The organism is Nonomuraea dietziae (genome assembly GCF_014195505.1).
GTDB classification, from domain to species: Bacteria; Actinomycetota; Actinomycetes; order Streptosporangiales; family Streptosporangiaceae; genus Nonomuraea; species Nonomuraea roseola.
In genome coordinates this window covers 7,889,561-7,914,932 of the sequence record NZ_JACIBV010000001.1, presented here as the reverse complement: position 1 = coordinate 7,914,932, position 25,372 = coordinate 7,889,561, and the positions used below count along the sequence as shown (strand labels likewise).

10 protein-coding genes and 2 pseudogenes are annotated in these 25,372 nt (G+C 73.2%); 4 read left to right on the top strand and 8 right to left on the bottom strand.

Features of this window, described 5'->3' with window-relative positions; all coding sequences use genetic code 11:
• Positions 1-119: 119 nt before the first annotated feature.
• The 6 genes and pseudogenes from FHR33_RS53465 to FHR33_RS49355 form a co-directional block, all read right to left on the bottom strand.
• Positions 120-1,262 (bottom strand): annotated as a pseudogene (locus FHR33_RS53465) (condensation domain-containing protein); the annotation flags it as partial.
• A 65-nt stretch (positions 1,263-1,327) separates the two neighbouring features.
• Positions 1,328-7,582, bottom strand: coding sequence for a non-ribosomal peptide synthetase (locus FHR33_RS37655; protein WP_183658283.1), 6,255 nt, complete (start codon positions 7,580-7,582; stop codon positions 1,328-1,330).
• Positions 7,583-7,594: 12 nt separating this feature from the next.
• The gene (locus tag FHR33_RS50995) at positions 7,595-7,786 is read right to left on the bottom strand and encodes an MbtH family protein (RefSeq protein ID WP_183658281.1); all 192 of its coding nucleotides are present in this window, start codon (positions 7,784-7,786) and stop codon (positions 7,595-7,597) included.
• A gap of 1 nt (position 7,787) precedes the next feature.
• Positions 7,788-8,921, bottom strand: a complete 1,134-nt coding sequence (locus FHR33_RS50990) for a polyketide synthase dehydratase domain-containing protein (RefSeq protein ID WP_376773305.1) — start codon at positions 8,919-8,921, stop codon at positions 7,788-7,790.
• 157 nt (positions 8,922-9,078) lie between these two features.
• Positions 9,079-18,165, bottom strand: a pseudogene (locus FHR33_RS53675) (amino acid adenylation domain-containing protein); the annotation flags it as partial.
• A gap of 5 nt (positions 18,166-18,170) precedes the next feature.
• Complete coding sequence (locus tag FHR33_RS49355) at positions 18,171-19,337, bottom strand: thioesterase II family protein (RefSeq protein ID WP_281388510.1); 1,167 nt, start codon at positions 19,335-19,337, stop codon at positions 18,171-18,173.
• A gap of 841 nt (positions 19,338-20,178) precedes the next feature.
• Between FHR33_RS49355 and FHR33_RS37620 the strand changes: the two genes are divergently transcribed.
• The 3 genes from FHR33_RS37620 (at position 20,179) to FHR33_RS37610 (ending at position 22,345) form a co-directional block, all read left to right on the top strand.
• A complete protein-coding gene (locus FHR33_RS37620) occupies positions 20,179-21,003 on the top strand; it encodes an isocitrate lyase/PEP mutase family protein (RefSeq protein ID WP_183658277.1) in 825 nt (274 codons plus the stop codon).
• A gap of 127 nt (positions 21,004-21,130) precedes the next feature.
• Positions 21,131-21,862, top strand: coding sequence for an AfsR/SARP family transcriptional regulator (locus tag FHR33_RS37615; RefSeq protein WP_183658274.1), 732 nt, complete (start codon positions 21,131-21,133; stop codon positions 21,860-21,862).
• 141 nt (positions 21,863-22,003) lie between these two features.
• Complete coding sequence (locus tag FHR33_RS37610) at positions 22,004-22,345, top strand: hypothetical protein (protein WP_183658272.1); 342 nt, start codon at positions 22,004-22,006, stop codon at positions 22,343-22,345.
• Between the two features lie 176 nt (positions 22,346-22,521).
• Here the strand turns inward: FHR33_RS37610 and FHR33_RS37605 are convergent, their stop codons facing one another.
• On the bottom strand, positions 22,522-23,190 hold the full coding sequence (locus tag FHR33_RS37605) for a response regulator (protein WP_183658269.1): 669 nt from the start codon (positions 23,188-23,190) through the stop codon (positions 22,522-22,524).
• The gene (locus tag FHR33_RS37600) at positions 23,187-24,275 is read right to left on the bottom strand and encodes a sensor histidine kinase (RefSeq protein WP_183658266.1); all 1,089 of its coding nucleotides are present in this window, start codon (positions 24,273-24,275) and stop codon (positions 23,187-23,189) included. The genes FHR33_RS37605 and FHR33_RS37600 overlap by 4 nt, the downstream gene beginning before the upstream one ends.
• Before the next feature lie 108 nt (positions 24,276-24,383).
• On the opposite strand from FHR33_RS37600, the gene FHR33_RS37595 reads away from it, so the two are divergent.
• On the top strand, positions 24,384-25,352 hold the full coding sequence (locus FHR33_RS37595; RefSeq protein ID WP_183658263.1) for a TIGR03557 family F420-dependent LLM class oxidoreductase: 969 nt from the start codon (positions 24,384-24,386) through the stop codon (positions 25,350-25,352).
• The last annotated feature ends 20 nt before the right edge of the window (positions 25,353-25,372 follow it).

Genomic DNA, 25,372 nt, shown 5'->3' with positions numbered 1-25,372 from the left:
CCGCGTCCCGCTCCAGGTAGGGGCCGGAGGGCCGGGGATCGGCGCCGGTGTCGACGGCCCTGGCGCAGCGCGGTCAGGTAGTGGTCCCTGATCGCGGCGACCTGCTCGGCGCCGAACTGGTTCCTGTCGTAGGCGATCGCCAGCTCGAACTCCCCGTGCTCCCTCGCGCGGGTGAAGCTCGTCGCGAACGGCAGGTCGGTCTGCTCGAAGAACTCCTGGTCCACCACCTCGATGCCGGGCATCCCCCGGTAGACGTGGAAGTCGCGGAAGTCGAACAGCACGTCGAGCAGCGGCGAGCGGCCCGAGGCGCGCTGGATCTCGAACAGCGGGTAGCGCCGGTGCGGCATCAGCGCCACCTCGGCGTCGAACACCCTGCGCACCAGCGCCGCCCAGCTGGGCGCCGTGACGTCGATGCGCAGCGGCACGGTGTTCAGGAACAGCCCGAGCACCTCCTCGCCGGCCTCGCTCTCCGGACGGCCGTGGGTGACCAGCCCCGTCATCACCTCGGGCGCGCCGGTCACCAGCGCCAGCACGCGCAGGTGGACGGCCAGCAGCACGGTGCGCAGCGGCACCCGCAGGGACCTGGCCGCCTGCTCCAGCTCGGCCAGCAGCGCCGGCGGCACCGGCTCGCGCAGCACCTCGACGAGGCTCTCGCCCTCCCCGCCGTGGCCGCGCAGGCGGGGGATGCGGGTCTCCGGCGCGTCGGTCACCCGCTCGCGCCAGAACTCCTGCGACGCCTCCGAAGCGAGGGCCGCGCGTTCGGCCGCGACCAGCTCCCTGAAGCCGACCGACGGCGCCGTCACGGGGAGCGGGTCGTGGGAGAGGTGAGCGTGGTAGCGGCGGAACAGCTCGGTGATCAGCGCCGCCACACTCCACCCGTCGAGGATGGCGTGGTGGAAGCTGAGGCTGAAGGCGAAGTGACCGTCGGCGAGCAGGTGCACATGGCACCTGGCCAGGGGCGGCGTCGACCAGTCGAACGGGCGTCGCTTCTCCCCCTCCGACCACTCCTTGACCCGCTCGCCCGCCTCGGGGTCGCAGGACAGATCGGTGACCTCCAGCGGGATGACCGCCGAGCGGTGCACCAGCTGCACAGGCTCGCTGAACCTGGTGAGATCCATCGAGGTGCGCAGCACCGGATGCCTGGCCGCCAGCTCGGCGAGCGCGGCCTCGAACGACTCCCTGTCGAAGTGTCCGCGCAGCGTGACGGTGGTCAAGTCGTGGTAGGTGAGCGCGCCGGGTTCGTAGGCGCTGTGGTAGAGCATCCCAGCCTGCAGCGTGGCCAGAGGATAGGCGTCCTCCAGGCCGCTTGCCGCCCCCGTCGTGACCGTCATTCCGCCTCACCTTCCAGCATCAGCGCCAAGTCCTCGGGGTTGAGCAGCCCGAAGGCCGCGACCTGCGTCTCGGGTGGCGGCGCCGCCTCCGCCACGGTCAGGCGCGCGGCCAGTTCGCCGAGCGTCTGGTGGAGGAACAGCTGCTCCAGCCGTACGGCATAGCCCGCCGCCCGCAGGCGGGCGACCACTTTCAGGCTGCGGATGGAGTCGCCGCCGACGGCGAAGAAGTTGTCGTGGGCCGAGACCCGCTCGAGCCCGAGCACCTCCTGCCACGCGGCGGCGACGGCGAGCTCGGCGGGCCCCTCGGGTTCGGTGTGCGCGGCCGCCGCCTGGCTCAGCGGGCGGGGCAGCGCCTTCCTGTCGAGCTTGCCGCTGCGGGTGAGGGGCAGCGCGTCCATCAGCACCCAGCTGGTGGGGATCATGTGGTCGGGCAGCAGGCCCGCCAGCCGCTCACGCCAGCCGTGCCGGTCCGCTTCGCCTTCCGGCACCACGTAGCCGACCAGGCGCAGGCCGGCGCCGTCCTCGACCGCGTGGGCCGCCGCCGCTCGCACGCCTGGCAGCCCCGCCATGGCCGCCTCGATCTCGCCCAGCTCCACCCGCATGCCGCGGATCTTGACCTGGAAGTCGGACCTGCCGAGATACTCGATCTCGCCGTCGGGCCGCCACCTGGCCAGGTCGCCCGTGTCGTACAGGCGGGCGCCCTCCTGGCCGTAGGGGTCGGGGACGAACCGCTCGGCGGTCAGCCCCGGCCTGCCGGCGTAGCCTCGGGCGAGCTGGACGCCGCCGATCCACAGCGTGCCAGGCACCCCGACAGGCACGCGGTTCAGCCGGTCGTCGAGGATCTCCAGGCGGGTGTTGGCGATGGGCCGCCCGATGGGGACCACGCGTTCGCCAGGTCCGCAGGCGTGCCAGGAGACGTCCACCGCCGCCTCGGTCGGGCCGTACAGGTTGTGCAGCCCGGCGGAGGGCAGGCGGTCGTGGAACCGGTCAGCCAGGTCGGCGCTCAGCGCCTCTCCCGAGCAGACGACCCTGCGCAGCGTCCCTGGCAGCCGCGGCTCCTCCAGGAAGGCGTCCAGCATGGACGGCACGAAGTGCGCGGTGGTGACGCCCTCGGCCTCGATCAGACCCGCCAGGTAGGCGGGGTCGGCGTGCCCGCCGGGCCTGGCGACGGCCAGGCCCGCGCCGGTCATGAAGGGCCAGAACAGCTCCCACACCGACACGTCGAAGGAGAAGGGCGTCTTGTGCAGCACGCGGTCGGCCCCGGTCAGCCCGAAGGTGTCCTGCATCCAGAGCAGCCTGTTGACGATCGCGCGGTGGGAGACGCCGACGCCCTTCGGCCTGCCCGTCGAGCCCGAGGTGTAGATCACGTAGGCGAGGGCGTCGGCGGGGACGGCGACGTCGGGCGGGGCGGGGTCCTCGGCGCCGATGACGTCGGCGTCGCGGTCGAGCAGCACGTGGACGACGTCGTCGGGCAGCGAGCCCGACGACCGGCCTGTCGAGATCACCAGCCGCGCGCCGGCGTCGGCCGTCATGAAGGCCAGCCGCTCGCGGGGATGGTCGGGCTCGAGCGGCAGGTAGGCCGCGCCCGCCGCGAGGACGGCGTGGACGGCGACCACCAGGTCGGTCCCGCGCTCCAGGCACACACCGACGACCTGGTCGCACCCGGCCCCGTGCGCGCGCAACCTCCTGGCCAGCCGGTTCACCCTGGCGGCGAACTCCTCGTAGGTGCTCCACCCGGCCCCGTCGAAGCTCAGCGCGGGCGCGTGCGGGGCGCGCGCGACCTGGGCGGCCACGAGCTCGTGCAGGGCGGCGCGGGGCTGCTCGGCGGCCGTGTGGTTGGCCGACTCGATAATGGCCAGCTCGCCCGGGGTGAGCAGAGCGGCGTCGGCGACGGGGGCCGCCGGGTCGGCGACCGCGGCCGCCAGCAGCGCGCGGAAGTGCTCGGCCAGGCGCCGCATCCTGTCGTCGTCGAACAGGTCGGTGGCGTAGTCGAGGACGCACAGCAGCGATCCGTCCGCCCGCTCCTCGACGACGAACCCGAGGTCGAACATGGCCGTGCCGGGGCGGACGTCGCGGCGTTCCAGCCTCAGGCCGTGGCCGTCGCCCGGCAGGTCGGGGGTGTTCTGGTAGGCGAGCATGACCTGGAACAGGGGGTTGCGCGACAGGTCCCGCCTGACGTCCAGCTCGTCCACCAGCACCTCGAAGGGCAGTCCCGCGTGCTCGAAGGCGCCGAGGACCGTGTCGCGGGTGCGGCGCAGCAGCTCGGTGAAGCTCGGCTCGCCCGACAGGTCGCCGCGCAGGACCAGCGTGTTGAGGAACAGGCCGACCGTCCCGTCGAGGGAGGGGTGCGGTCTGACCGACATGGGCGTGCCGAGCGGGATGTCCTGCCGTCCCGTGTAGCGCGACAGCAACGCCTGCAGCCCCGCCACGAGCGCCATGAACGGGGTGGCCCGCTGCTCGGCGGCCAGCGCGCGCAGGCCGTCGGCGAGGTCGCGGTCCAGCTCGAACAGCAGCCGCGCCCCCTCGTGGGTCCGCAGCGGCGGCCTCGGCCTGTCGGCGGGCAGGTCGAGGACGTCGGGCAGGTCTGCGAGCGCCTCGCGCCAGTAGGCGAGGTCGTCGCCCGCGGGCTGCTCGCGCCGCCACTCGACGTAGTCGGCGTAGCCGACCCCAGGCTCGGGCGGGCGCTGCCCCGCGTACAGCTCCAGCAGCTCGTTGAGCAGGATGGCCACCGACCAGCGGTCGGCGAGGAGGTGGTGGAGGGTCAGCACCAGCCGGTGCTCGTCCTCGGCCACCCTCATGAGCAGGGCGCGGACCAGCGGTCCCGTGGTCAGGTCGAAGCGGAAGGCCGCCTCCGCGAGCTCGACCGAGTCCGCCTCCCGCGCGGTCAGCTCGGTGACGGTCAGCCTGGGCCGTGAGGGGCCGGGGTGCTGCCAGGGCTCGCCGTCCAGGACCGTGACGACGTGGCCGAGGACGGGGTGCCTGTCCACCAGGGCGTCGAAGGCCGCGGCCATGGCGGCGGGGTCGAGCGGCCCCCTGATCCCGTACGCCCACGAGAGCGTGTAGGCGGGGTTGCCGGGGTCGAGGCTGTCGATGATCCACAGGCGGCGCTGGGCGTCCGACAGGGGCGCGGGCGCCGACGGGTCGGTCCTGCGCGGGATGGGCGGCGGCTCGAGCGGTTCGGCCTCGCCTGGGCCCAGTTCGGCCACGGCCAGCGCCTGCGCCTCGACGGTGGTCGCCTCGAAGCAGCGGCGCAGCGGCAGATCCACGCCGAACTCCTCGAAGACGCGGCCGACCAGGCGGACGGCCAGCAGCGAGTGCCCGCCCGAGGCGAAGAAGTCGTCGCGCACGCCCACGTGGTCCCTGCCGAGCAGCTCGGCCCAGATCGCGCACAGGCGCTTCTCGGCAGGGGTGCGCGGCTCGACCCGCTCGGCGCTCTCGACGGCCCGCGGCGGCGGGAGGGCCGCCCTGTCGAGCTTGCCGCTGGGCATCACCGGGAAGGCGTCCACCGCCACGAAGGCGGCGGGGATCATCGCCTCCGGCAGCCTGGAGCGCAGGTGCGCGCGCAGTTCGCCGGTCATGCCGGCGGGCCCCTCCTGTCCTGTCCAGTCGAGGTAGCCGACCAGGCCGCGCCCGCCGGGGGCGTCGTCGCGCACCGTCACCACCGCCCGCCGTACCGAGGGGTGCTCGGCGAGCACGGCGGCGATCTCGTCGGGCTCGATCCGCACGCCGCGGACCTTCACCTGGTCGTCCAGGCGGCCCAGGTACTCCAGCGTCCCTTCGGGCCGCCATCTGACGAGGTCGCCCGTGCGGTAGAGGCGGCCGCCCGCCGTGCCGAACGGGTCGGGCACGAACCGCTCGGCGGTCAGCCCGGGGCGGCCGTGGTAGCCGCGCGTCACGCCCGCGCCGCCGAGCAGCAGCTCGCCCGGCACTCCCACGGGCACGGGGCGCAGGTGGCCGTCGACCACGTAGGCGGTGGTGTTGGCCACCGGCCCTCCGATGAGCATGGTGGTCGCGTCGTGCGGTACCCGGTAGGCGGTCGACCAGATCGTGGTCTCGGTGGGGCCGTAGAAGTTCCACAGCTCCCCCGCGACCCGCAGGATGCCGGCGGCCAGGTCGGCGGGCAGCGGTTCGCCTCCGCAGATGACGCGCGGCAGGCCGGGCGGCAGCTCGGGCAGCGCCAGCCCCGCCACCGAGGGGGTCAGCTGGACCAGGTCCACCTCGGCCGCCGCGGCCCTGACCTGCTTCGGTGTGCGCGCGGCGTCCTCCGGCGCGATCACCAGCGTGCCGCCGGACAGCAGCGGAGTGAAGATCTCCAGTGCGGCGATGTCGAACGACAGCGAGGTCATCAGCAGCGCGCTGCCGCCCCCGAGGGTGCGGACGACGTCGGTGACCAGGTTGACCACGCCGCGATGCGGCACCTCCACACCCTTGGGACGGCCCGTCGAGCCCGAGGTGTAGATCAGGTAGGCCAGGTGGTCCTGGGTGACGGTGGGCAGCGGCCCCTCAGGCGCGGGCGGGCGCCGGTCGAGCAGGAGCTCCTCCGGCCGCGTGCCGGGCAGGCGGTCGAGGAGGGAGGAGTGGGTCAGCAGCAGGGCGGCGCCCGAGTCCGACAGGAGGTAGGCGAGCCGTTCCGCGGGATAGGCGGGGTCGAGAGGCAGGTAGTGCGCGCCCGCCCGCAGCACGGCGAGCAGCGCGACGATGAGGTCGGCGTCGCGCGGCAGGCACAGCGCGACGCACGACTCGACGCCCACGCCACGCGCGGCCAGCAGCCTGGCGAGGTCCTCCGCTCTGGTGACCAGCTCGGCGTAGGTGAGCTCCTCGCCCTCCATGGTCTTCACGGCGATCGCGTCGGGTGTGCGCTTGGCCTGCTCGGCGACCAGGTCGTGCAGCGGCAGCCCCGGGTACGGGGCGGCGGTCGCCGTCCATTCGTCGAGCATCCGCCCGCGCTGCTCGTCCGACATGAGCGGCAGCTCCGACAGCCGCAGCCCGGGATCGGCGGCCGCGGCGGCGAGCAGGAGCCGGTAGGCGCCGGCCAGGCGGGCGACGCTCTCCTCGTCGAACAGCTCGGTGCTGTACTCGAGCCAGAGCCCGGCGCCCTCACTCGACCTGACGACGTCCATGCTCAGGTCGAGCTGGGCCGTGCCGTTGGGGAAGCGCCCCCTGACCTCCAGCGGCAACAGGTTGAAGCCCACCTGGAAGAGGGGGGTGCGGCTGGGGTCGCGTTCCGGCTGGAGCGCCTCGACCAGCCGGTCGAAGGGCGCCTCCGCGTGGTCGAGCGCCTCGAGCACGGTCGTCCTCACCCGCTCGAGCAGCTCGCCGAAGGAGGGGTCGCCGCCGAGATCGGTCCGCAGCACCAGCGTGTTGATGAACATGCCGATCAGCGGCTCGACCTCGGGCAGGTCCCTGCCCACCACCGGCGAGCCCACCGCGACGTCGTACTGGTCGGCGTGGCGGGCCAGCAGCGCCTTGAACCCCGCGAGCAGCACCATGAACAGCGTCGCGCCGCGCCGCCTGGCCAGCGCCTCCAGGTCGTCCACCAGCTCGGCGGGCAGGCTCAGGTGGTACTCGGCCCCCTCATGGCCGCGGACGGCGGGCCGGGGCCTGTCCGTGGGCAGGCCCAGATCCCGTGGCAGCCCCGCCAGCCTCTCTCGCCAGTAACCGATCTGCTCGGCCAGCACGCCCTGGGCCAGGTGCTCGCGCTGCCACACCGCGTAGTCGGCGTACTGGACGGCCAGGTCGGGCAGCCCGTGCGGCCGCCCCTGCGCCAGCGCGGCCTCGATCTCCAGCAGCTCGTTGACGAAGGTCGGCCCCGAGCTGGCGTCGAAGACGGCGTGGTGGACGACGAACACCAGGCGCTGGTCGCCCTCGGCCAGCCGGACCATGCGCGCCCGCCACAGCGGCGCCTGGTCCAGCTGGAAGGGGAGCCTGGCGTCCGCGCCCGCCAGCGCGTCGAACTCCCTCTCGGCCTGCTCGGAGGGCAGGCCGCTGAGGTCGGTGTGGGCGAGGGTGACCGGCAGCTCGGCCATGACCACCTGGACGAGGCTCCCGTCCTCGACGGCCAGGGCCGTGCGCAGCGTCTCGTGCCGCCTGACCATCTCCCCCAGCGCCCTGGCGCACCTGTCGTGATCGGCGCCCTCCGGCAGGTCGATCACGATGTTGACGTGGTGCACAGGCACGTCGGGGTCGAACCTGGACAGGAACCACAGACGTTCCTGCGCGTAGGAGGCGGGAAAGACGTAAGAGCCGCTCACCTGTCGTTCCTCCTACCGCCCCATGGCCTCACGCAGGCTGCGCGGCCGCATGTCGGTCCAGACCTGCTCGATGTGGTCCAGGCACTGCTGCTTGTCGCCGGCGAAGCCGGCCTCCCGCCAGCCGTCGGGCACCGTCCTGCCCGCGAACCAGATGGAGTACTGCTCCTCGTCGTTGACCACGACCTTGTACTCGCCGTCGCGCATGTCACGCCCTTTCCTGCCTGGGCAGCCTGGTCAGGGCCACCTGCTTGACCGGTTGCTGGCCGCGCAGCTCCTCCACCAGCGAGGCCATGCCCGCCACCGTCGGCACCTGGAAGAGGCTGCGCATGGGCAGCCTGACGCCGATCTTCTTCCTGATGAGCGCGATGAGCTGGACCGCGACGAGAGAGTTGCCGCCCAGTTCGAAGAAGTCCTGCTCGACGCTGACCTGCCTGGCGCCGAGCACCTCGCCCCACAGGCCCGCCAGCGTGCTCTCCAGCTCGTTGCGCGGCGCGACGTGGTCCTCGTCCAGCGCGTGGGCGCCGTCGGCGGCCGCCGCGCCGTCCAGCTCCTCGGCGACGGTGTCCTGGGTCAGCTCGCGCACCCCGGCGACGAACTCGGGCAGCGGGGTGGCGTTGACCACCACCTGGGTGCCGAGCCCGACGGCCAGGAGCCTGCGGAAGGCGTCGGCGCCGTCGGCGGGCGAGATGCCCGCCTTGGCCCCGTCGAGGTCGACCGCCATGCCGGCGGCGGCGGACTCCTCGGCGACGGCGCGGTCCTCGACGCTCTCCTTCGCGCCCTCGCCGACCGTCTGGGCGACCGAGTCCCTGTCGATCCTGCGGAGCACGAAGTCGGAGATCGTCAGGATCTTGCCGCCGTCGTCGTCGTAGAGGGTGAAGTCGACGGCGACGATCTCGGCGCTGCCCGTGTCGCGCTGGATGGCGTGGCTCCACACCCGTCCTGGGACGGGTGCGTGCACCACGATCCTGCCGTAGCCGATCGGCAGGAAGCTGTGGTCGTTCCTGGCGCCCAGGAACGCGGTCGCCTCGTCCAGCAGCGCGGGGTGGAAGCCGAACCCGTCGATCTCGGCCGCCACCTCGGGGCCCGCCTCCAGCCTGGCCAGCGCCTCGTTCTGCCCGAGGTAGACCGAGCGCAGGCTGGTCCACCTGGGGCCGAAGGACAGCAGGCCCGAGGCGGAGGAGAACACGTGGGCGATGTCGTCGCTGCTGGCGTGGGAGCAGCGGGCGCGCACCTCTGCCAGCTCGGCGGCGTGCTCCTGGCCGCCGCGGATCCAGCTCGCCGCCCCTCTGGCGTGCTGGCGCGATCGCCCGCCGACGACGCTGACCACCTCGAAGTCCATGCCGTCGCCGCTGGGGGTCAGGTGCACGCGCAGCTCGGCGGCGCCGCCGTCGGCCACGGGCATGGGCGCGACGAAGGCCACGTCGCGCAGCTCGACCTCGTAGCCGGGGGCCGGGGCTCGGCACGGCGTCCTGGAAGGCGGCGCGGGCGGTGTCCAGGTAGACGGTGCCAGGCATGACGGGCACCTGCGCCATGCGGTGCTCGTCCAGCATCCAGTGGGTGTCGGGGGCGACGGTCCCGCCGTACCAGGGGGTGCGGCCAGGGGTCTCGTGCCTGTGGGACAGGACGGGATGGTCGAACGGGGTGACCCTGTCGCCTCGCTGCAGCGCGCGGAAGGCGACGGGGGCGGCGACCTCGGCCGCCATGCCGACCTCCAGCCAGGCGCCCCAGTTCACCGACAGCACCCGGCCAGGCCAGGTGTGGGCGTAGGCGTCCATGAAGTTGTTGGCGGCGCAGTAGTCCACCTGGCCGAAGCCGCCCGCGACGGCCGTCACCGACGAGCACAGCAGCACGAAGTCCAGGTCGAGGTCGCCGAAGACCTCGCGCAGCGCGAGCGTGCCCGCCAGCTTGGGCGCCATGACGAGGTCGGCGGCCTCGCGCTCCTTCACCTCGGCCATGCCGCCGCCCGGCAGCCCCGCGGCGTGCACGATGCCGTCGACGCGGCCGAACCTGCCGAGAGCCGCCGTCCTGACCTCGCGCAGGCTCGCGGGGTCGGTGACGTCGGCGGCCATGACGAGCACCTCCGCGCCCGCCGACTCCATCCTGCGGACGGCGCGGACGGCGCGGCCCGTGCGGTCGTCGGCGCCTTCGAGCGCGTCCCATCCGTCACGTGGCGGCAGCCCCGACCTGCTGATCAGCACGAGCCTGGCCCTGACCTTGGCGGCCAGGTCCTCGGCCAGGGTCAGGCCGATGCCGCCGAGCCCTCCGGTGATGACGTAGACGCCCTCCTCGCGCAGGCCCGCGGGCTCGCCGTCGAGCGGGGCCACGGGCACCTGCTGGTAGCCGCGCACCCAGCGGCGCCCCGCCCGCAGGGCCACGGGGGACGGCGGCACGCCCTCCTCGGGCTCCTCAGGAGCGGCGGTCAGCTCGGCCAGCAGGGGGGCGGGGTCGTAGACGACGTCCTCGAGGTCGATGTGACGCACCGACAGCCAGCGCGCCTCCAGGGGGACGACCTTGGCGATGCCGGCCACCGTGGCGTGCTCGGGCCTGTGGAGGTCGTGGCCCGTGACGCTCTGCGTGCCCGCGGTGACGACGTCGAGGTGGACGTCGTGCTCGCGTTCGGCCTGGGCGAGAGCCTGGACCAGGTCGAGCAGGCTGTGGAAGCCCGCGTCCTGGGCGGCCAGCGTCTGCCGGACGCCGTCGGCGGGCTCGCCGTCGAGGGCCCAGGCGTGGACCACCCGTGCGGGGACCCCGGTCTCGGCCAGCAGCGCCTCGTAGTCCTCGCGCCGTCCCGGCCTGATCGTGATCATGCCGTCGGCGGCCACGCCGTAGCTCTCGCCCCTGATCACGGACACCACGTCGGCGCCCGCCGTCCGCAGCGCGGCCACCATCGGCTCGGCGGCGGGGCCGGCGAAGACGAGGCAGCGCCCGCTCCACGCGGCCGTGGTCGCGGGGGTGGTGGCGGTGGTGGTCGCGGTGAGGGCGACGGGGGCCTGCCGCCACGCGGGGACCGAGTACCACTCCTCGGGGGCGAGCGCGCCCGCGCGCGGCGAGCGCGGGTAGACCAGCTCGGGGTCGATGGTCGTCTGGACCCAGTGGTGGGTGCGCTCGTAGGGGTAGCCGGGCAGCGGCACTCTGCGGGCGGGCTCGCCGAGGGCGTCGGCGTCGAGCTGGACGCCCGAGGTCCACAGCGTGCCCGCCGCGGCGTAGAGCACCTCGAGGTCCTGCTTGGGGTCGGCGGGGCCGGGCAGGCTGGCCAGCGGCGCGGGCCCGGTGCGCGGCAGCTGGGTCCTGGCCAGACCGGCCAGCTGCCTGCCGGGGCCGCACTCGACCAGCCGCCACTCCCCTTCGGCGGCGAGCGTGGCCACGCAGTCGCCGAACCTGACGGCCTCCCGCAGGTGGCGCGTCCAGTAGGCGGGGTCGACCGCCTCCTCGGCGGTGATCCAGGTGCCGGAGACGTTGGACAGGAACGGCCGGCTCGGCGCGTGACGCGCCGCCCTGGCGACGACGTCGTGGAACTCGCCGAGAATGGGGTCCATCATCGGCGAGTGGAAGGCGTGGGAGGTGCGCAGCATGGTGCGCCCGACGCCCGCCTCCTCGAGACGGGCGGAGAACTCCTCGACCAGCGTGGTCGGCCCGGCCACCACGCAGCTGCCAGGCCCGTTGACGGTGGCGATGGACAGGCCGTCGGGCAGCTGCCCGCGCACCTCGTCCTCCTCCATCCTGACGGCGAGCATGGAGCCTTCCGGCATGCTCTGCATCAGCCTGCCCCTGGCCGCGACCAGGCGCAGGGCGTCGGGCAGATCGAAGACGCCCGCGAAGGTGGCGGCGACGTACTCGCCGATGCTGTGGCCGACCATCGCGGCCGGCTCCACGCCCCACGAGCGCCACAGGCTCGCCAGCGCCCATTCGACGGTGAACAGCGCGGGCTGGGTGAGCGAGGTCTGACGCAGCCGCTCGTCGGCCCGCTCGCGCTCGCCGTCCTCGGGGAACAGCAGCGTCCTGATGTCCAGGCCCAGCTCGTCGCGCAGGATCTCGGCGCACTCGTCGACGGCGGCCGCGAAGACGGGCTCGGTGCGGTACAGCTGCGCGCCCATGCCCGCGTACTGCGCGCCCTGGCCCGAGAACAGCCATGCCACGCGCGGCTTGCCCGCCTTGCCCTTGACCAGGCGGCGTGGGTCGGTCAGCGCGGCGACGGCGTCGGCGGCGTCGGTGGCGACCACCGCGGCGCGATGGGTCATCTCGCGCCGCCCCTTGCGCAGCGTGAACGCCACGTCCGCCAGGTCGATCTCGGCCCCGTCGAGGCGGTCGGCCAGCCTGCGCACGGCGGCCTCCAGCGCGCTGGAGGTGCGGGCCGACACCTGCAGCAGGTGGGCGGGGCGCGGCTGCGTCGTGGGCACGGGGGCGGGCGGCGCCTGCTCCATCACGACGTGGGCGTTGGTGCCGCCGATGCCGAAGGAGCTGACGCCCGCGCGGCGGGGGAAGCCGTCGGTCTCCCACTTGGTCAGCGAGGAGGCGACGTAGAAGGGGTTGGTGCCGAAGTCGATGCGCGGGTTGGGCTTCTCGAAGTTGATCGTCGGCGGGATCATGCCGTGTTCGAGCGCCAGGACGGTCTTGATGAAGCCCGCGATGCCCGCGGCGGGGCCGAGGTGGCCGATGTTGGTCTTCACCGAGCCGATGCCGCACCAGCCGGCCTCGTCGGTGCCGCTGCCGAACACGTTGGACAGGGCGGCCACCTCGATCGGGTCGCCGAGGGAGGTGCCGGTGCCGTGGGCCTCCACGTAGGTGACGGTGCGCGGGTCGACCTGGGCGACGCCGAGCGCGAGCGAGACCGCGGCGGCCTGGCCTTCGGCGCTGGGCGCCGAGAAGCCCACCTTGGTCGCCCCGTCGTTGTTGATCGCGTTGCCCGCGACGACGGCGCGGATGTGGTCGCCGTCGGCGATGGCGTCGGACAGCCGCTTGAGCACGGCGACGCCGCCGCCTCCGCCCCAGATCGTCCCCGCCGCTCCGGCGTCGAAGGCCCTGCAGTGCCCGTCGGCGGCGTAGATGCCGTCCTGGTGGTACTGGTAGCCCCACTCGGCGGGCATCTCCAGCGAGACGCCGCCGGTCAGCGCCATGTCGCACTCACCCGCGCGCAGCGCCTCGCACGCCACGTGGATGGCGACAAGGGAGGAGGAGCAGGCCGTGTGCATCGTCACGCTGGGCCCGCGCAGATCGAGCTTGTAGGAGACCAGGGTCGCCAGGTAGTCGGGGTGGTTGCCGGTGAAGACCGCCAGGCTGCCCACGGAGGCGAACACCTTGCGGTTCGGCCTGATGTACATCCATTGGTACTCGTCCGAGCCGATGGTGCCGTAGACCCCGACCTCGCCCTGGTAGCGGGAGGGGTCGTAGCCCGCGTCCTCCAGAGCGGTGTTGGACAGCTCGAGGAACATCCGCTGCTGCGGATCGCGCAGCTCGGCCTCTCGCGGCGACATCCCGAAGAAGGCGGCGTCGAGCGCGCCGTAGTCCTCGGCCACCGAGGCCGCCCGCACGAAGGTCGGGTCGTCGAGCAGGTAGTCGGGGACGCCGAGCGCCTCCTGCTCCTCACGGGTGTAGAACTTGACGGACTCCACTCCGTCGACCAGGTTGCGCCAGAACGCGGGCACGTCCTCGGCGCCTGGGAGGCGGCAAGCGATCCCGATGACCGCGATCGGCTCGACGGCCTGCTCTGGTTCGTGGTACGCCGGACCGGTCATTCCTTGTTCTCCTGTCTGGCCTGGTAAGGCCTGCGAGATGACGGTCGTGCCTGGCGCGCCGCGATGCGTCGGGCGGCACGCTCCGGTCCGGCCGTACGGCGCTCGCCATCGAGGTGGGCGGCGAGCGCGCGGACGGTCGGGAAGCGGAACAGATCGACGATGGGGACGTCCCTGCCGAGTGAGGCGGTGAGACGGGCCTGGACCTGGGCGGTGGCGAGCGAGTGCCCGCCGATCTCGAAGAAGTTCTCGCCGGCGGAGACCCTCGGCAGGCCGAGGACCTCCCGCCAGACGCCCGCGATCAGCCGTTCGGTGCCGGTGGCGGGCTCCTCTCCCCCGCGGGGCCGCGGGCCGGGAAGCGGGGGCGGGCAGCGCGGCCCTGTCGACTTTCCCGTTGGGGGTCAGGGGTAGCGCGGGCAGCAGGATCAGGTCGGCGGGGAGCGCGTAGTCGGGCAGGCTGCTTCTCAGATGCCGCTGTAACTCGCCCGCGTGCGTGGCCGCGCTCTCCGGCACCGCGTACGCCCGAAGCGCGGGCCCCGCCCGCTGGTCGACGGCCACGGCGACGGCGGCCCGCACGCCGGGATGGGCCAGCAGCGCGTGCTCGATCTCGCCCAGCTCGACCCGGTAGCCGCGGATCTTGACCTGGCCGTCGCTCCTGCCCGCGAGCACCACGCCGCCGTCGGGCTCGTACCTGCCGAGGTCTCCCGTCCGGTAGCGGCCGGTGACGCCGTCGGCCTCCACGGCGAAGCGCTCCTCGGTGAGCCGCTCGTCGAGGTACCCCTCGGCCAGCCTGCGGCTCCTGATCACGACCTCCCCCAGCTCGCCGACCGCGGCGGGGGCGCCGTCCGCGCCGAGCACGAGCAGCTCGGCGCCGTCGACGCCGTGGCCGACGGGCACGGGGTCGCCGCTGTCGCCCCCGGGCTCGCCGACGAGGTGCATCGCCTGGGTCTGCGGCGTCTCGGTGGTGCCGTAGGAGTTGACCATCCTGGCCCGTGGCGCGACTTGCGCGAACCTGGCGACGTCGGCCCAGGTCAGCCTGTCCCCGCCGAACACCACCAGCCGTAGGTCGGGTAAGGCCACCCCGGCGGCGGCGATGAGCGTGGCCAGCTGCGGGGTCAGGTGGACGACGGTGACGGCGTGGTCGCGCAGCCACGCCGCGAGCTTGGCCGGGTCGCGGACGAGGTCGTGGCCTGGCACGCACAGGCGGGCGCCGAGGACGAGCGGGGTGAAGGCGTCACGCAGCAGCGGGTCGTGGGCGAGGCCTGCCAGCAGGGCGAAGGTGTCGTCCTCCGTCAGGTCGAGCGCGGTGGGGTACCAGGCGAGGAAGCGGGCCAGCGGCCGCTCTCCCGCGCGGACCGGCTTGGGCTCCCCCGTGGAGCCCGAGGTGAAGGACAGATACCCCTGCTGCTCGTACGGCACCGCCGCGCCGTCGTGGCCCTCGCCGCCTGGGCGGGGGAGCCAGGACAGCTCCTGCGGAACGGTGACTCCGGGACAGGCGAGCAGGGCCTGGGCGCCGGCCGACCGCGCCTGGGCGGCCAGCCTCGCGGAGGGATGGGCGGCGTCGAGCACCGCCCAGCGGGCCCCGCCGGCCAGCACGCCCAGCAGCAGCGCGGGCAGCTCGCAGCGCCTGGCGGCCAGGACCGCGACCGTCTGCCCCTGCCGCACGGTCGCGGCCGTCGTCCTGACGATCTCGGCCAGGTCGGCGTAGGACAGCTCGCCTCCTTCGCCGCTCACCGCCACGCGTTCGGGATGGGCCTTCGCCCGCTTCAGGACGGTCTCGACGAGGCCGGGGCCGTCCCAGCCGGGAAGCGGCGCCCTCCCGTCGGGCAGGGCGGTGCCGGCGGGGCGGAGCGCGGCGTGCCGTACCGGGCGCTCGGGGGCGGCGACCAGGTCGCCGAGGAGGCTGAGGTAGCCCTCCAGCAGCGCCTCGATCCGTTCGGCGGCGAACAGCCTGGGGTTGTAGACGGCCTGCAGGACGTGCCTGCCCTGCCGCTCTCCGACGTACAGGGTGAGGTCGAACAGCGATCCCGGCAGACCGGGAGGCAGCGGGGTGGCGCTCACCCCCGGCAGGCTCAGCCGCGGCTCGGTGAAGTCGTACATGTTGAACAGCACCTGGATCAGCGGGTTGCGCGACAGGTCGCGTCCAGGACCGAGCCTGTCCACCAGCCGTTCGAGGCGCACGTCGAGGTGGGCGAGCGCCTCGGACAGCGTCGACTGGCAGCTCGCGACGTGCGCGGCGAATGCCTCGTCGTCCTCGATCCGCAGCCGCACCGGCAGCATCTGCACCAGGCATCCGGCCATCGGCTCCAGCGCGGGGTCGCGGCGGTCGGCGACGGGGGTGCCGACGATCAGGTCGTGCCGGCCTGTCAGCCGCCGTAACGCCTGTCCGAAGGCCGCGAGCATGACCGCGTACGGCGTGGCCCCCAGGCGCGCGGCGAGCGCCCTGACGGCGGCGCTGGTCGAGACGTCCGCCTCGGCCGTGACGCCCGCGCCCTCGAAGGTCTGCACGGCGGGGCGCGGATGGTCCCTCGGCAGGTCGAGCACGGTGGGGGCGCCGTCGAGCCGCGCGCTCCACCAGTCGAGGTCGGCGGCGGCCTCCTTCTCCGCGAGCCATGCGACGTAGCCGCCGAAGGAGGCGGGCAGCGCGGCGAGCGGCTCGCCCCGGTAGGCGCGGCCGAGGTCCTCGTAGAGCACCGACTGCGACCAGCCGTCGAAGACGAGGTGGTGGGCGGTGAGGGCCAGCACGTGCTCGTCGTCGGCGATGCGCAGCAGGAGCGCCCGCCAGAGCGGCCCCTTCGCCAGGTCGAACGGGGAGGCCGCCTCGGCCTGCAGCCTCTCGCGCAACCCCTCCTCGGTGACCTGCTCCACGGGAAGCGGCACCTCGCCCGGCGGGTCCACGGCGACGGCCGGGACCCCGCCCGACTGCGGCACGCGCCAGCGCAGCACCTCGTGGCGGCGGGCGACCTCGGCGAGGGCGGCGCGCAGCGCGTCGACGTCGAGCCTGCCCGACAGCCGCTGCGCCATCGCGATGTTGTGGACGGGTGTGCCCTGGGCCAGCCGTTCGACGAACCACATCCGCCGCTGGAGCGCCGACAACGCGGCGGGCGCCACGGCGGGCGGGTCGAGCAGCGGCGCGGCGGCCGCGGCGCGGGCGGCGATGCCCGCCACCGTGCGGCCCGACAGGACGTCCTCGACGGCGATCTCCCTGCGCAGCCGCTCCCGCAGCCCCGCCGTGAGACGCATGGCCAGCAGGGAGTGGCCGCCCGCGGCGAAGAAGTCGTCGTCGGCGCCAGGCTCCCCCGTCTCGAACGTCGTGGCCCACACGGCCGCGACGGCCCTTTCCTCCACGCTCTCCGGCCGTCTGCCCGCCGCCTGCGCGGGGGACGCCTCGTGCGCGCGCAGCGCCGCCATGTCGATCTTCCCGCTCACCGTGATCGGCAGCACCGGCAGGCGGACCACCCTGGTGGGGACCATGTAGGAGGGAAGCGTCTGGAGGCAGTAGGCCCGCAGGTCCGCCACATCGGGGGCGTCCTCGGGCGCCAGGTAGGCGGTCAACTCCTTCAGCCCGCCCGCGCCGGTGTCCAGGTCGACGACGGCGTGGCGGATCGCCGGGTGCGCGCGCAGCACGGACTCGATCTCGCCGATCTCCACCCGCTGCCCCTGGACCTTGACCTGGCGGTCGACCCTGCCGAGGAAGCCGATCGCGCCGTCGTCGCCGAGCACGACCCTGTCTCCTGTCCTGTACAGGCGGGCGCCGGGCGCTCCGTAGGGGTCGGGGACGAAGCGCTCGGCCGACAGGGCGGGCCTGTCCAGGTAGCCGCGGGCCAGTTGGGGGCCGCCGATGTAGAGCTCGCCAGGAACGCCGGGAGGGCAGGGCTCGAGCTCGTCGTCGAGGACGTGCGCGGTGCAGCCGGGAAGGGCGTGGCCGATCGGCAGCGGCCTGTCCCATTCGCCCTCGAGCTCCGTGCCGACCACGCACACGGTCGTCTCGGTCGGGCCGTACCAGTTGTGGAAGCGGCGCAGGCCCGGCCTGGACCAGCGGGCCACCTGCTCGGGACCCGCGGGCTCGCCCGCGGTGAGCAGGTCGGTGAGGGAGGGCAGCCTGCCGGGGTCCAGGAGCGGCAGCAGCGCGGGCGGGATGGTGCCCCAGGTGACCTCATGGCCTTCGAGGAAGCGCTGGAGGCGGGCCGGGTCCACCCTGTCCTCGTCGGGGACCAGCATGACCGACCCGCCCTCGGCCAACGGGGCGAAGACGTCGAGCACGGACACGTCGAACCCGAGGGCGGCGAAGCCGATGGAGCGGCATCCCGCGCAGAGGTCGAACCGCCCTCCCGCCATCGTGACGAACGCGACCACCGACGCGTGGCTCACCACGACGCCCTTGGGCCGGCCCGTCGAGCCGGAGGTGTAGAGCACGTACGCCGCGCCGGCCTGATGGGTGTGGCGCGCGGGCGGTTCGGGCTCCTCGCGCCCGTCCGGCAGCAGAAGCCTGACGGGCGCGGCCGCCAGCTTCTTCTCGCCGCTCTCGTCGGCGACGACCACGTCGATCCCGGCGTCCTCGATGATCGTGAGGAGCCGCGCCGTGGGGTGCGAAGGGTCGAGCGGCACGTACGCGCCGCCTGCCAGCAGCACGCCGAGCACCGACACGAGCAGGCCGGGTGTGCGCCTGGCGCAGACGCCGACGCGGACCTCGGGCCCCACCCCCTCCTCGCGCAGGCGGTGGGCCAGCGCGTTGGCGGCGCCGATCAGCTCGCGGTAGGTCAGGCGCTCGTTCCACTGCCTGATCGCGACGGCGTCGGGGGTACGGCGGGCCTGGGCGGTGACCAGGTCGTGCAGCAGCGGACTCGCCTTCACTTCGATCACCTGGTCCGGTCCTTCAGCGTGAAGAGCGTGAGCCTCGCCCCGCCGTACGGCACGGCCACGGCTCCCCGAGCCTCGCCCCGCGAGGTGTGCAGCGGCAGGTGGAGCACCTGCCAGCCCTGGACCTGCCAGGGTCCTGGGTCGCCGAGGTCGGGGAAGGGCTCGATCGCGGCGCCATGGCCCGCGCCCGCGACCAGGGCTCGCCTGGCGGTCACGGCGCGCTGCGCCAGCCAGTGCCTGTCCTCCTCCGCCGCGTCCTCGATCTGGTCACGCTCGGTGACGTCGAGCACGGACAGGTCGACGGCGTCGGGCGTCGCGGCGGCCGGGCCCACGGCCACGCCCGCCGCGTGTGACGCGGTCACGGCGACCAGGGTCAGCCCGTCGGCGTCGCAGGCGCTCGCCCGCACTCCGCCGCCGTAGCGGCGCAGCACCTCCTCCACGCCCGCCGCGCTCTCGCCCAGCCAGAGGTGGACCTCGTCCTGCTCGGGCGCGCCGACCTCGCCGGCCAGGTCGGCGGTGATCAGGCGGGCCAGCTCCTCGTGCGTGTCCTTGACGAACAGGTGGCCGCCGCGCAGGGTTCTCAGCCCGAAGTCACGGGCGGTGTGCCGGGCCCAGCCCAGCATGTCGGAAGGGCCCACCTCCCCGTCGTCGACGCCCGCGAAGGCGACTATGGAGGTGTCCAGAGGGGGCTCGGGCGTGTAGCGGTAGCGCTTGATCCAGGCGAGGTCCGACCGGAGCAGGGGCAGCATCAGCTCGCGGAGCTCGGGCTCCTCCCTCAGCTCGGCCATGGCGCCTGCTCGCCGTACCAGCTGGTCGATGAAGGCGTCGTCGGGCAGGTCGGCGGTGGCGGCCAGCGGCACCCTGAGGTGCGGCGGGTGCGCGCCTCCCACGTACAGGCGCGTGGGCTGCGGCAGTCCGCGGCGGCGCAGCTCCCTGACCACCTCGAAGGCCAGGCGCGCGCCCATGCTGTGGCCGTACAGGGCGTAGGGGGTGTCCGTGGCGGGAGCGATCTCGTCGGCGACCTCGTGGACGGTGAACGCGGGTGGCTCGGACAGGCGGTTCTCCCTGCCGGGCAGTTGCAGCGGCACCACCTCCAGGCTCGCGAGGTCGCGCTGCAGCGGGGTGTAGGCGCTTGCGCCCCCGCCGGCGAAGGGGAGGCAGAACAGGGTGCGGGTGCGGCGCGCGGAGACCGGGTGGGGGTCGCGCGGAGCCGCGGTCAGCTGACCCGTGATGGCTGCGCACCTCCCCGGCCTGGGCGGGTGCCGTCCGCGGTCAGAAAGAACGTACAGGGCATAGGTCGCGCAAGACAGAGATGCTTCATCGCCATGGTGCGGGGGCTCCTCGGCAAAAGCTGCAAAGAACTCTTTGAATTGAATCCCGTACGACTTAGTACGTCTTGCCCAAGTATTGGCGGTTTGCGGTCAGACCTCTTATATCCAGTCCTTACGGGCGGCGTCAACGGTGATTACCGCAGTCCGCAACTCTGCTGACACGTCCGACTCAGGGGCTTCACAGAACCCCTCCGGGGTGATAGTGCGCCTGAGTATGCGTCGCGACTAAACCAGAGATTCGGACAGGCTGATACAGGACCCCTCTGTGCAGGCGAACAAGCGGAATTGCCCCCTCCCGCCTGCGGAGGTGAAATCGGCCCACCCAAGATCGTTGTCCTGGCGCCTTCGTCCGGCCGCGACATCGACTCCTGGAAATCACCGGCTGTCAAGGAAGCGCCGCCGCGGGCCCTGCAGATCGTTTCGGTCCCTTTCCGCACGGTAGGACCACTTTCCGCTGCGGACCGAAATCCATGTGCGAAAACAACCATGACTCCTTACCGAATTCCTCTCGACATTCCACAGTCATGGCCCCGTCCAATTTTTCTTCTCCAAAAGGCGGCAATCACGAATGGCTCCGGCGATGGGGCGATCACCGCCGCCTTCCGCACCCTCGCCACGTTTCAGCCCTGCCTAAAACGTTTGGCCGGGGCGTCACCAGCTGATGGAGTCTCTCCTCATGAGCACACAACGTGACCGAGCACTGCTGTTCCGTTCGCTGCACGTCCCCGGGCGGCCGCTGCTGCTCGCCAACGCATGGGACGCCGCCAGCGCCATGGTCGTCGCCGCCGCCGGCGCGTCCGCCGTCGCCACGACCAGCGCGGGCGTCGCCTGGAGCCTCGGCTCGCCCGACGGCGACCGCCTGGGGGCCGCCGCCGCCCGCGACCTGGTCGCCAGGGTCGCCGCGGGCGTCACCGTGCCGGTCAGCGCCGACATCGAGGGCGGCTACGCGCAGGACGCCGAGGGGGTCGGGCGGACCGTGCGGGAGGTGCTGGCCGCCGGCGCCGTGGGCGTCAACCTGGAGGACGCCGACCGCACCGGCGCCGCCCCGCTGCGCACGATCGAGGATCAGGCCGCACGGCTGGCCGCCGCCCGGGCCGCCGCCGACGAGGCCGGGATCCCGATGTTCCTCAACGCCCGCGTCGACACCTACCTCGGCGGGAGCGCCGACCTCGGTGAGACGCTGGAGCGCGCGACCGCCTACGTCGAGGCCGGAGCGGACGGCGTGTTCGTGCCCGGCCTGCTCGATCTTCCCGCCCTCGCGACCCTGGCGGACAAGGTCGGCGCGCCCCTCAACGTGCTCGCCGGCTTCGGCGCGCCTGACGTGGCGGCGCTCGCCGCCCAGGGGGTGGCCAGGATCAGCCTCGGCTCAGCCGTCGCCGAGGCCGCCTACGGCGTCGCCAGGCGCGCGACCGAGGAGCTCCTCCGCTCCGGCACCTACACCGCGCTGGACGGCGCCCTCCCCTACCCAGAGCTCAACGCCCTCCTGGACGCGCGCGGCTGAGCCGCCACAGCCGGTCCTACGAGCGCCTCCCTCGACATTCGGAGGGTACATAACGGACAATAGGGATGGTTGGAAGGGCTGCCCACCGCGTGACGCTGTTCCCGGATAGTGCGGGGACGGGAGGATTATGGAGAGCAGCTACCGGTCTCCTCTGCGTGTCGATCTCCTGGGCGGCTTCCGGCTCCAGGCAGGGGACGACCAGGTCACCCTGCCAAGTGGTTCGGAACGCCTCCTGGCGTTCGTCGCCCTGTGCCGCCAGAGCGTTCCCAGGAACCTCATCGCGGGAACTCTCTGGCCCGAGGCGTCGGAGCGGCGCGCGTACGCGAGCCTGCGATCGGCGCTGGCCCGCCTGAACGGGGCGGGGCGGCGCATGCTCGACGTCGGTGTCACCGAGATCCGGCTCTCGCCCGACACCGACGTGGACATCGATCACGCCCGCTCCCTGGCGTTGCGGATCCTCGATCGCACCGCGCCGACCCCTGACGAGGACCTGAGCCCCTCGGCCGTCTCCGTGCTGTCGTCGGGATTGCTGCCTGGCTGGTACGACGACTGGGTCCTCGCCACGGCGGAGGAGTGGCACGAGCAACGCCTGCACGCCCTGGAGGCGCTGGCCGCCGACTTCGTCAGGGCCCGCCGCCACGCCGACGCCGTCGCGGCCGCGAGCGCCGCCCTGCACGCCGAGCCGCTGCGTGAGAGCGCCTGCGCCGCGCTCATCCAGGCGCACCTCGCCGAAGGCAACCAGGTCGAGGCGCTGCGCCACTTCACACGCTACGCACAGCGCCTTCAGTGCGAGCTCGGGCTGCGGCCGACGCCACGGCTGTGCGAGCTGGTGGCGCAGCTCCAGCCCGCCGGCGGGTGAGGACGCCGGTCACGCAGGCGTCACGCGATCATGGCGGCCGCGTGACAGTCCGTTTCCGATGATGGCAGGGAACGTCGGAGCGCGAGCTCGCCGGCCGATCATCGCCACGGGCCGCCCCGGCAGAAGAGAAAGGAGAAGGGAATGCCTGGCACTCGACGTCTGCTAGTCGGCTCAGCACTCCTCACCGCTCTCGCCTTCGGACCGGTCGCGGCCGCGCAGGCGAGCACGGTGACCCAGGGCGCGGCGGGCTTCGGCACCACGGCCATCGCCCAGGCCGGATCGGAGACCACGACCGTCACGACGGCCCTGCCGCCGAAGCCCAAGAAGAAGAAGCAGTACAACAAGGGCTACAACGCGGGGTTCACCGATGGAAGGGCCGACTGCAAGGCCAAGAAGCCCCACGACCTGAACGTCCAAGGCAGCGGCGCCTGGTGGAACGGGTTCCGTGACGGCTACAACTCCGGCTTCCACAGCTGCAAGTAGGAGCCGGGGATTCTCCGGCCCCCGCGCCACAACCAGCCCGGCGTGACGTGCCTGGCCGGTGACCGGGCGGCCGGCACGACGAGAGCCCACGCCTCGCCCCCGGGTGGGCTCTTCGTCCGCTCCCGCCCCCTCCGCCACGGCGGTGGAAACAGCGACCGGCGTGTGGGGGACGAGGGTCAGCGGCCCCGCTCGCCCGGGGTGACCAGGCCGGCCTCGTAGGCGGCGATCACCGCCTGAGCTCTGTCACGGACTCCGAGCTTGGCGAAGACGTCGCTCACGCGGTTCTTCACCGTCGAGACCGAGAGACCGACCTCCTCGGCGATCTGCCCGTTGGACAGTCCGCGCGCGATGAGTTCGAGCACCTGCCTCTCGCGCTCGTTCAGCCCGGACAGCTCGGCGGGGACCTCGACCGCACGGGGGCGGGTCGGGCGGACGAAGGTGCCGATCAGGCCGAGCAACAGCCGGGGCGCCACCGTCGCCTCGCCCCTGTGCACGATCCTGATGCCCTCGATCAGCTCCTCGGGCGAGGCGTCCTTGGGCAGGAAGCCCGACGCGCCGGCCCTCAGCGCCGCCACCACGTGTTCCTCCAGGTCGAACGTGCTCAGCGCCAGCACCCTGACCTGGGGCAGCTCGGCGACGATCCGCTCCGTGGCGGCCACGCCGTCCATGCCGGGCAGGTGGAGGTCCATCAGCACCACGTCGGGGCGCAGGGCGTGGCTCTGCCGTACCGCGTCGAGCCCGTCGACGGCCTCGCCCACGGCGGTCAGTCCGTCCTCGGTCTCGAGCAGCAGGCGCAGCCCCGCCCTGACCAGCGCGTGGTCGTCCACGAGCAGTACCTTGATCACGTCTTCTCCTGCAGGGGGATCTGGGCGTGCACCACGAAGCCTCCCGCGGGCGAGGGGCCGGCGCGCAGCCGGCCTCCGCACAGCGACACCCGTTCGGCCATCCCCGCGAGACCGAGCCCCACGCCGCCGCTCTGGCGCGCCTGGCCGTCGTCGGTGACCTCCACTTCGACCAGGCCGGGCAGGTAGGCCAGCCGTACGCGGGAGCTGGCGCCCACCGCGTGCTTGCGCGTGTTGGTGAGCGCCTCCTGGACGATCCGGTAGACGGCGTGGTCCACGGTCGTCGGCAGCTCGACCGCCTCGCCGGTGACCTCCAGCGCCGCGTTGCCCGACTCCTCGACCAGCGCCGGCAGCCTCGCCACCCCGACGCCCGCCTGGTTCTCCACCGACTCGCCGTCGGTGCGCAGCACGTCGAGCAGGTGACGCATCTCGGTCATCGCCCTGCGCGCCGTCTCCTCCCCTGTGAGCAGGGCCCGCTGGGCGCGTTCCCCGTCGATCGGGATCGTCCTCCTGGCCACACCCATGTAGAGGCCGACCACGCTGACGTGGTGGGCGATCACGTCGTGCAGTTCCCGCGCGATGCGCCGGCGCTCCTCGCGTACCGCGTGCTCGGCCGCCTGCTGCTCCCTTCGCGCGGTCAGCTCCTTCCGCAGCCGGACGAGGTGCCCGGCCGCCACGGGCATCGCGGGCGACAGCGCCAGGGGCAGCGTCATCGACAGAGGCGCCCCCATGACCACCCCGTTGAGCGCCAGGCTGATAGTCACGGCCGCCGCCGCCACGGCGACCGAGGTGAGCGCCGGGGTGTGGCGGCCCGCGCTGTAGAGCGCGATCATCATGGCGCTGACCGGCGCGTCGTACAGGGGCGGCTGGGCGCCCACCACATAGAGCACGCCGACCAGCACGGCCACGACGACCGGGTAGCGGCGCCGCAGGAGCATCAGCCCCGCCCCGCCCACCGCGATCAGCACGACCCTGACGCTGAGACCCCATGAGGCCGAGCCGAGCTCCGCCGCCAGCACCACCACGGCGAGCGCGGCGTCCCCCGCCCATGGACGGCTCACCCACCTGCGAAAGTCCGCGACCGACATGTCCCCACCCTGCATCACACCGAGCGGAGAGCACACGGCCTGCGCCGATCATCATTGATCTTCGGTGTTCGGTACTTATCCTTGCCGAAGCCAGGAAACCACGACTTCATGGTGCACATTGGATACACCCTGATGTCCGAGCAGACTCCCCCCCGGCAGCTCGTGGACTACGCCGTCACCGCCGAGCAACTCGGCTTCGACTTCGCGGTGATCTCCGACCACTACTTCCCCTGGATCGAGGAGATGGGGCACTCGCCCTACGCGTGGTCGGTGCTCGGCGCGGTCGCGCACGCGACGCAGCGGATCCCGCTCATGACGTACGTCACCTGCCCGATCATGCGTTACCACCCTGCCGTGGTCGCGCAGAAGGCCGCCACGATGGGGGCGCTGAGCGGCGGCCGCTTCACGCTCGGCCTGGGCGCGGGTGAGAACCTGAACGAGCACGTGATCGGTGAGGGCTGGCCGCCCGCCGACACGCGGCACGAGATGTTCCGCGAGGCGATCGAGATCATCAAGGAGCTGTTCGGCGGGGACTACGTCACCTACCACGGCGAGTACTTCAACGTCGACTCCGCCAAGCTCTACGACCGGCCCGACGAGCAGGTCCCGATCGGCATCGCGGCCTCCGGCGGGCGCTCGGCCGCGATCGCCGCCGAACTCGGCGACCTGCTGGTGGTCAACGAGCCGATGCCCGAGGTGGTCCAGCAGTTCAACGCCGCGGGCGGTACGGGCAAGCCGGTCTACGGCCAGCTGCCCATCGCCTACGACACCGACGCCGAGGCCGCCAAGGAGCGCGCCCACCGGCTGTGGCGCTGGTCGGGCGTGGGCGGGTGGAAGGTCATGGCGGAGCTGCCGGGCCCGGTGAACTTCGCGGCCGCGGCGAGCACGGTACGGCCCGAGGACGTGGCCGAGAGCGTGCCCTGCGGTGACGACGTGGACGCCGTCGTCCAGGCGGTGCGGAAGTTCGCCGACGCCGGGTACACGCATGTGGCGCTGGTGCAGATCGGAGCCGACCAGCAGCAGCCGTTCTTCGACTGGGCGAAGGGCTCGCTGCTTCCCGCGCTCAGGGAGATCTAGCCGCGCCTCAGGCCTGTCAC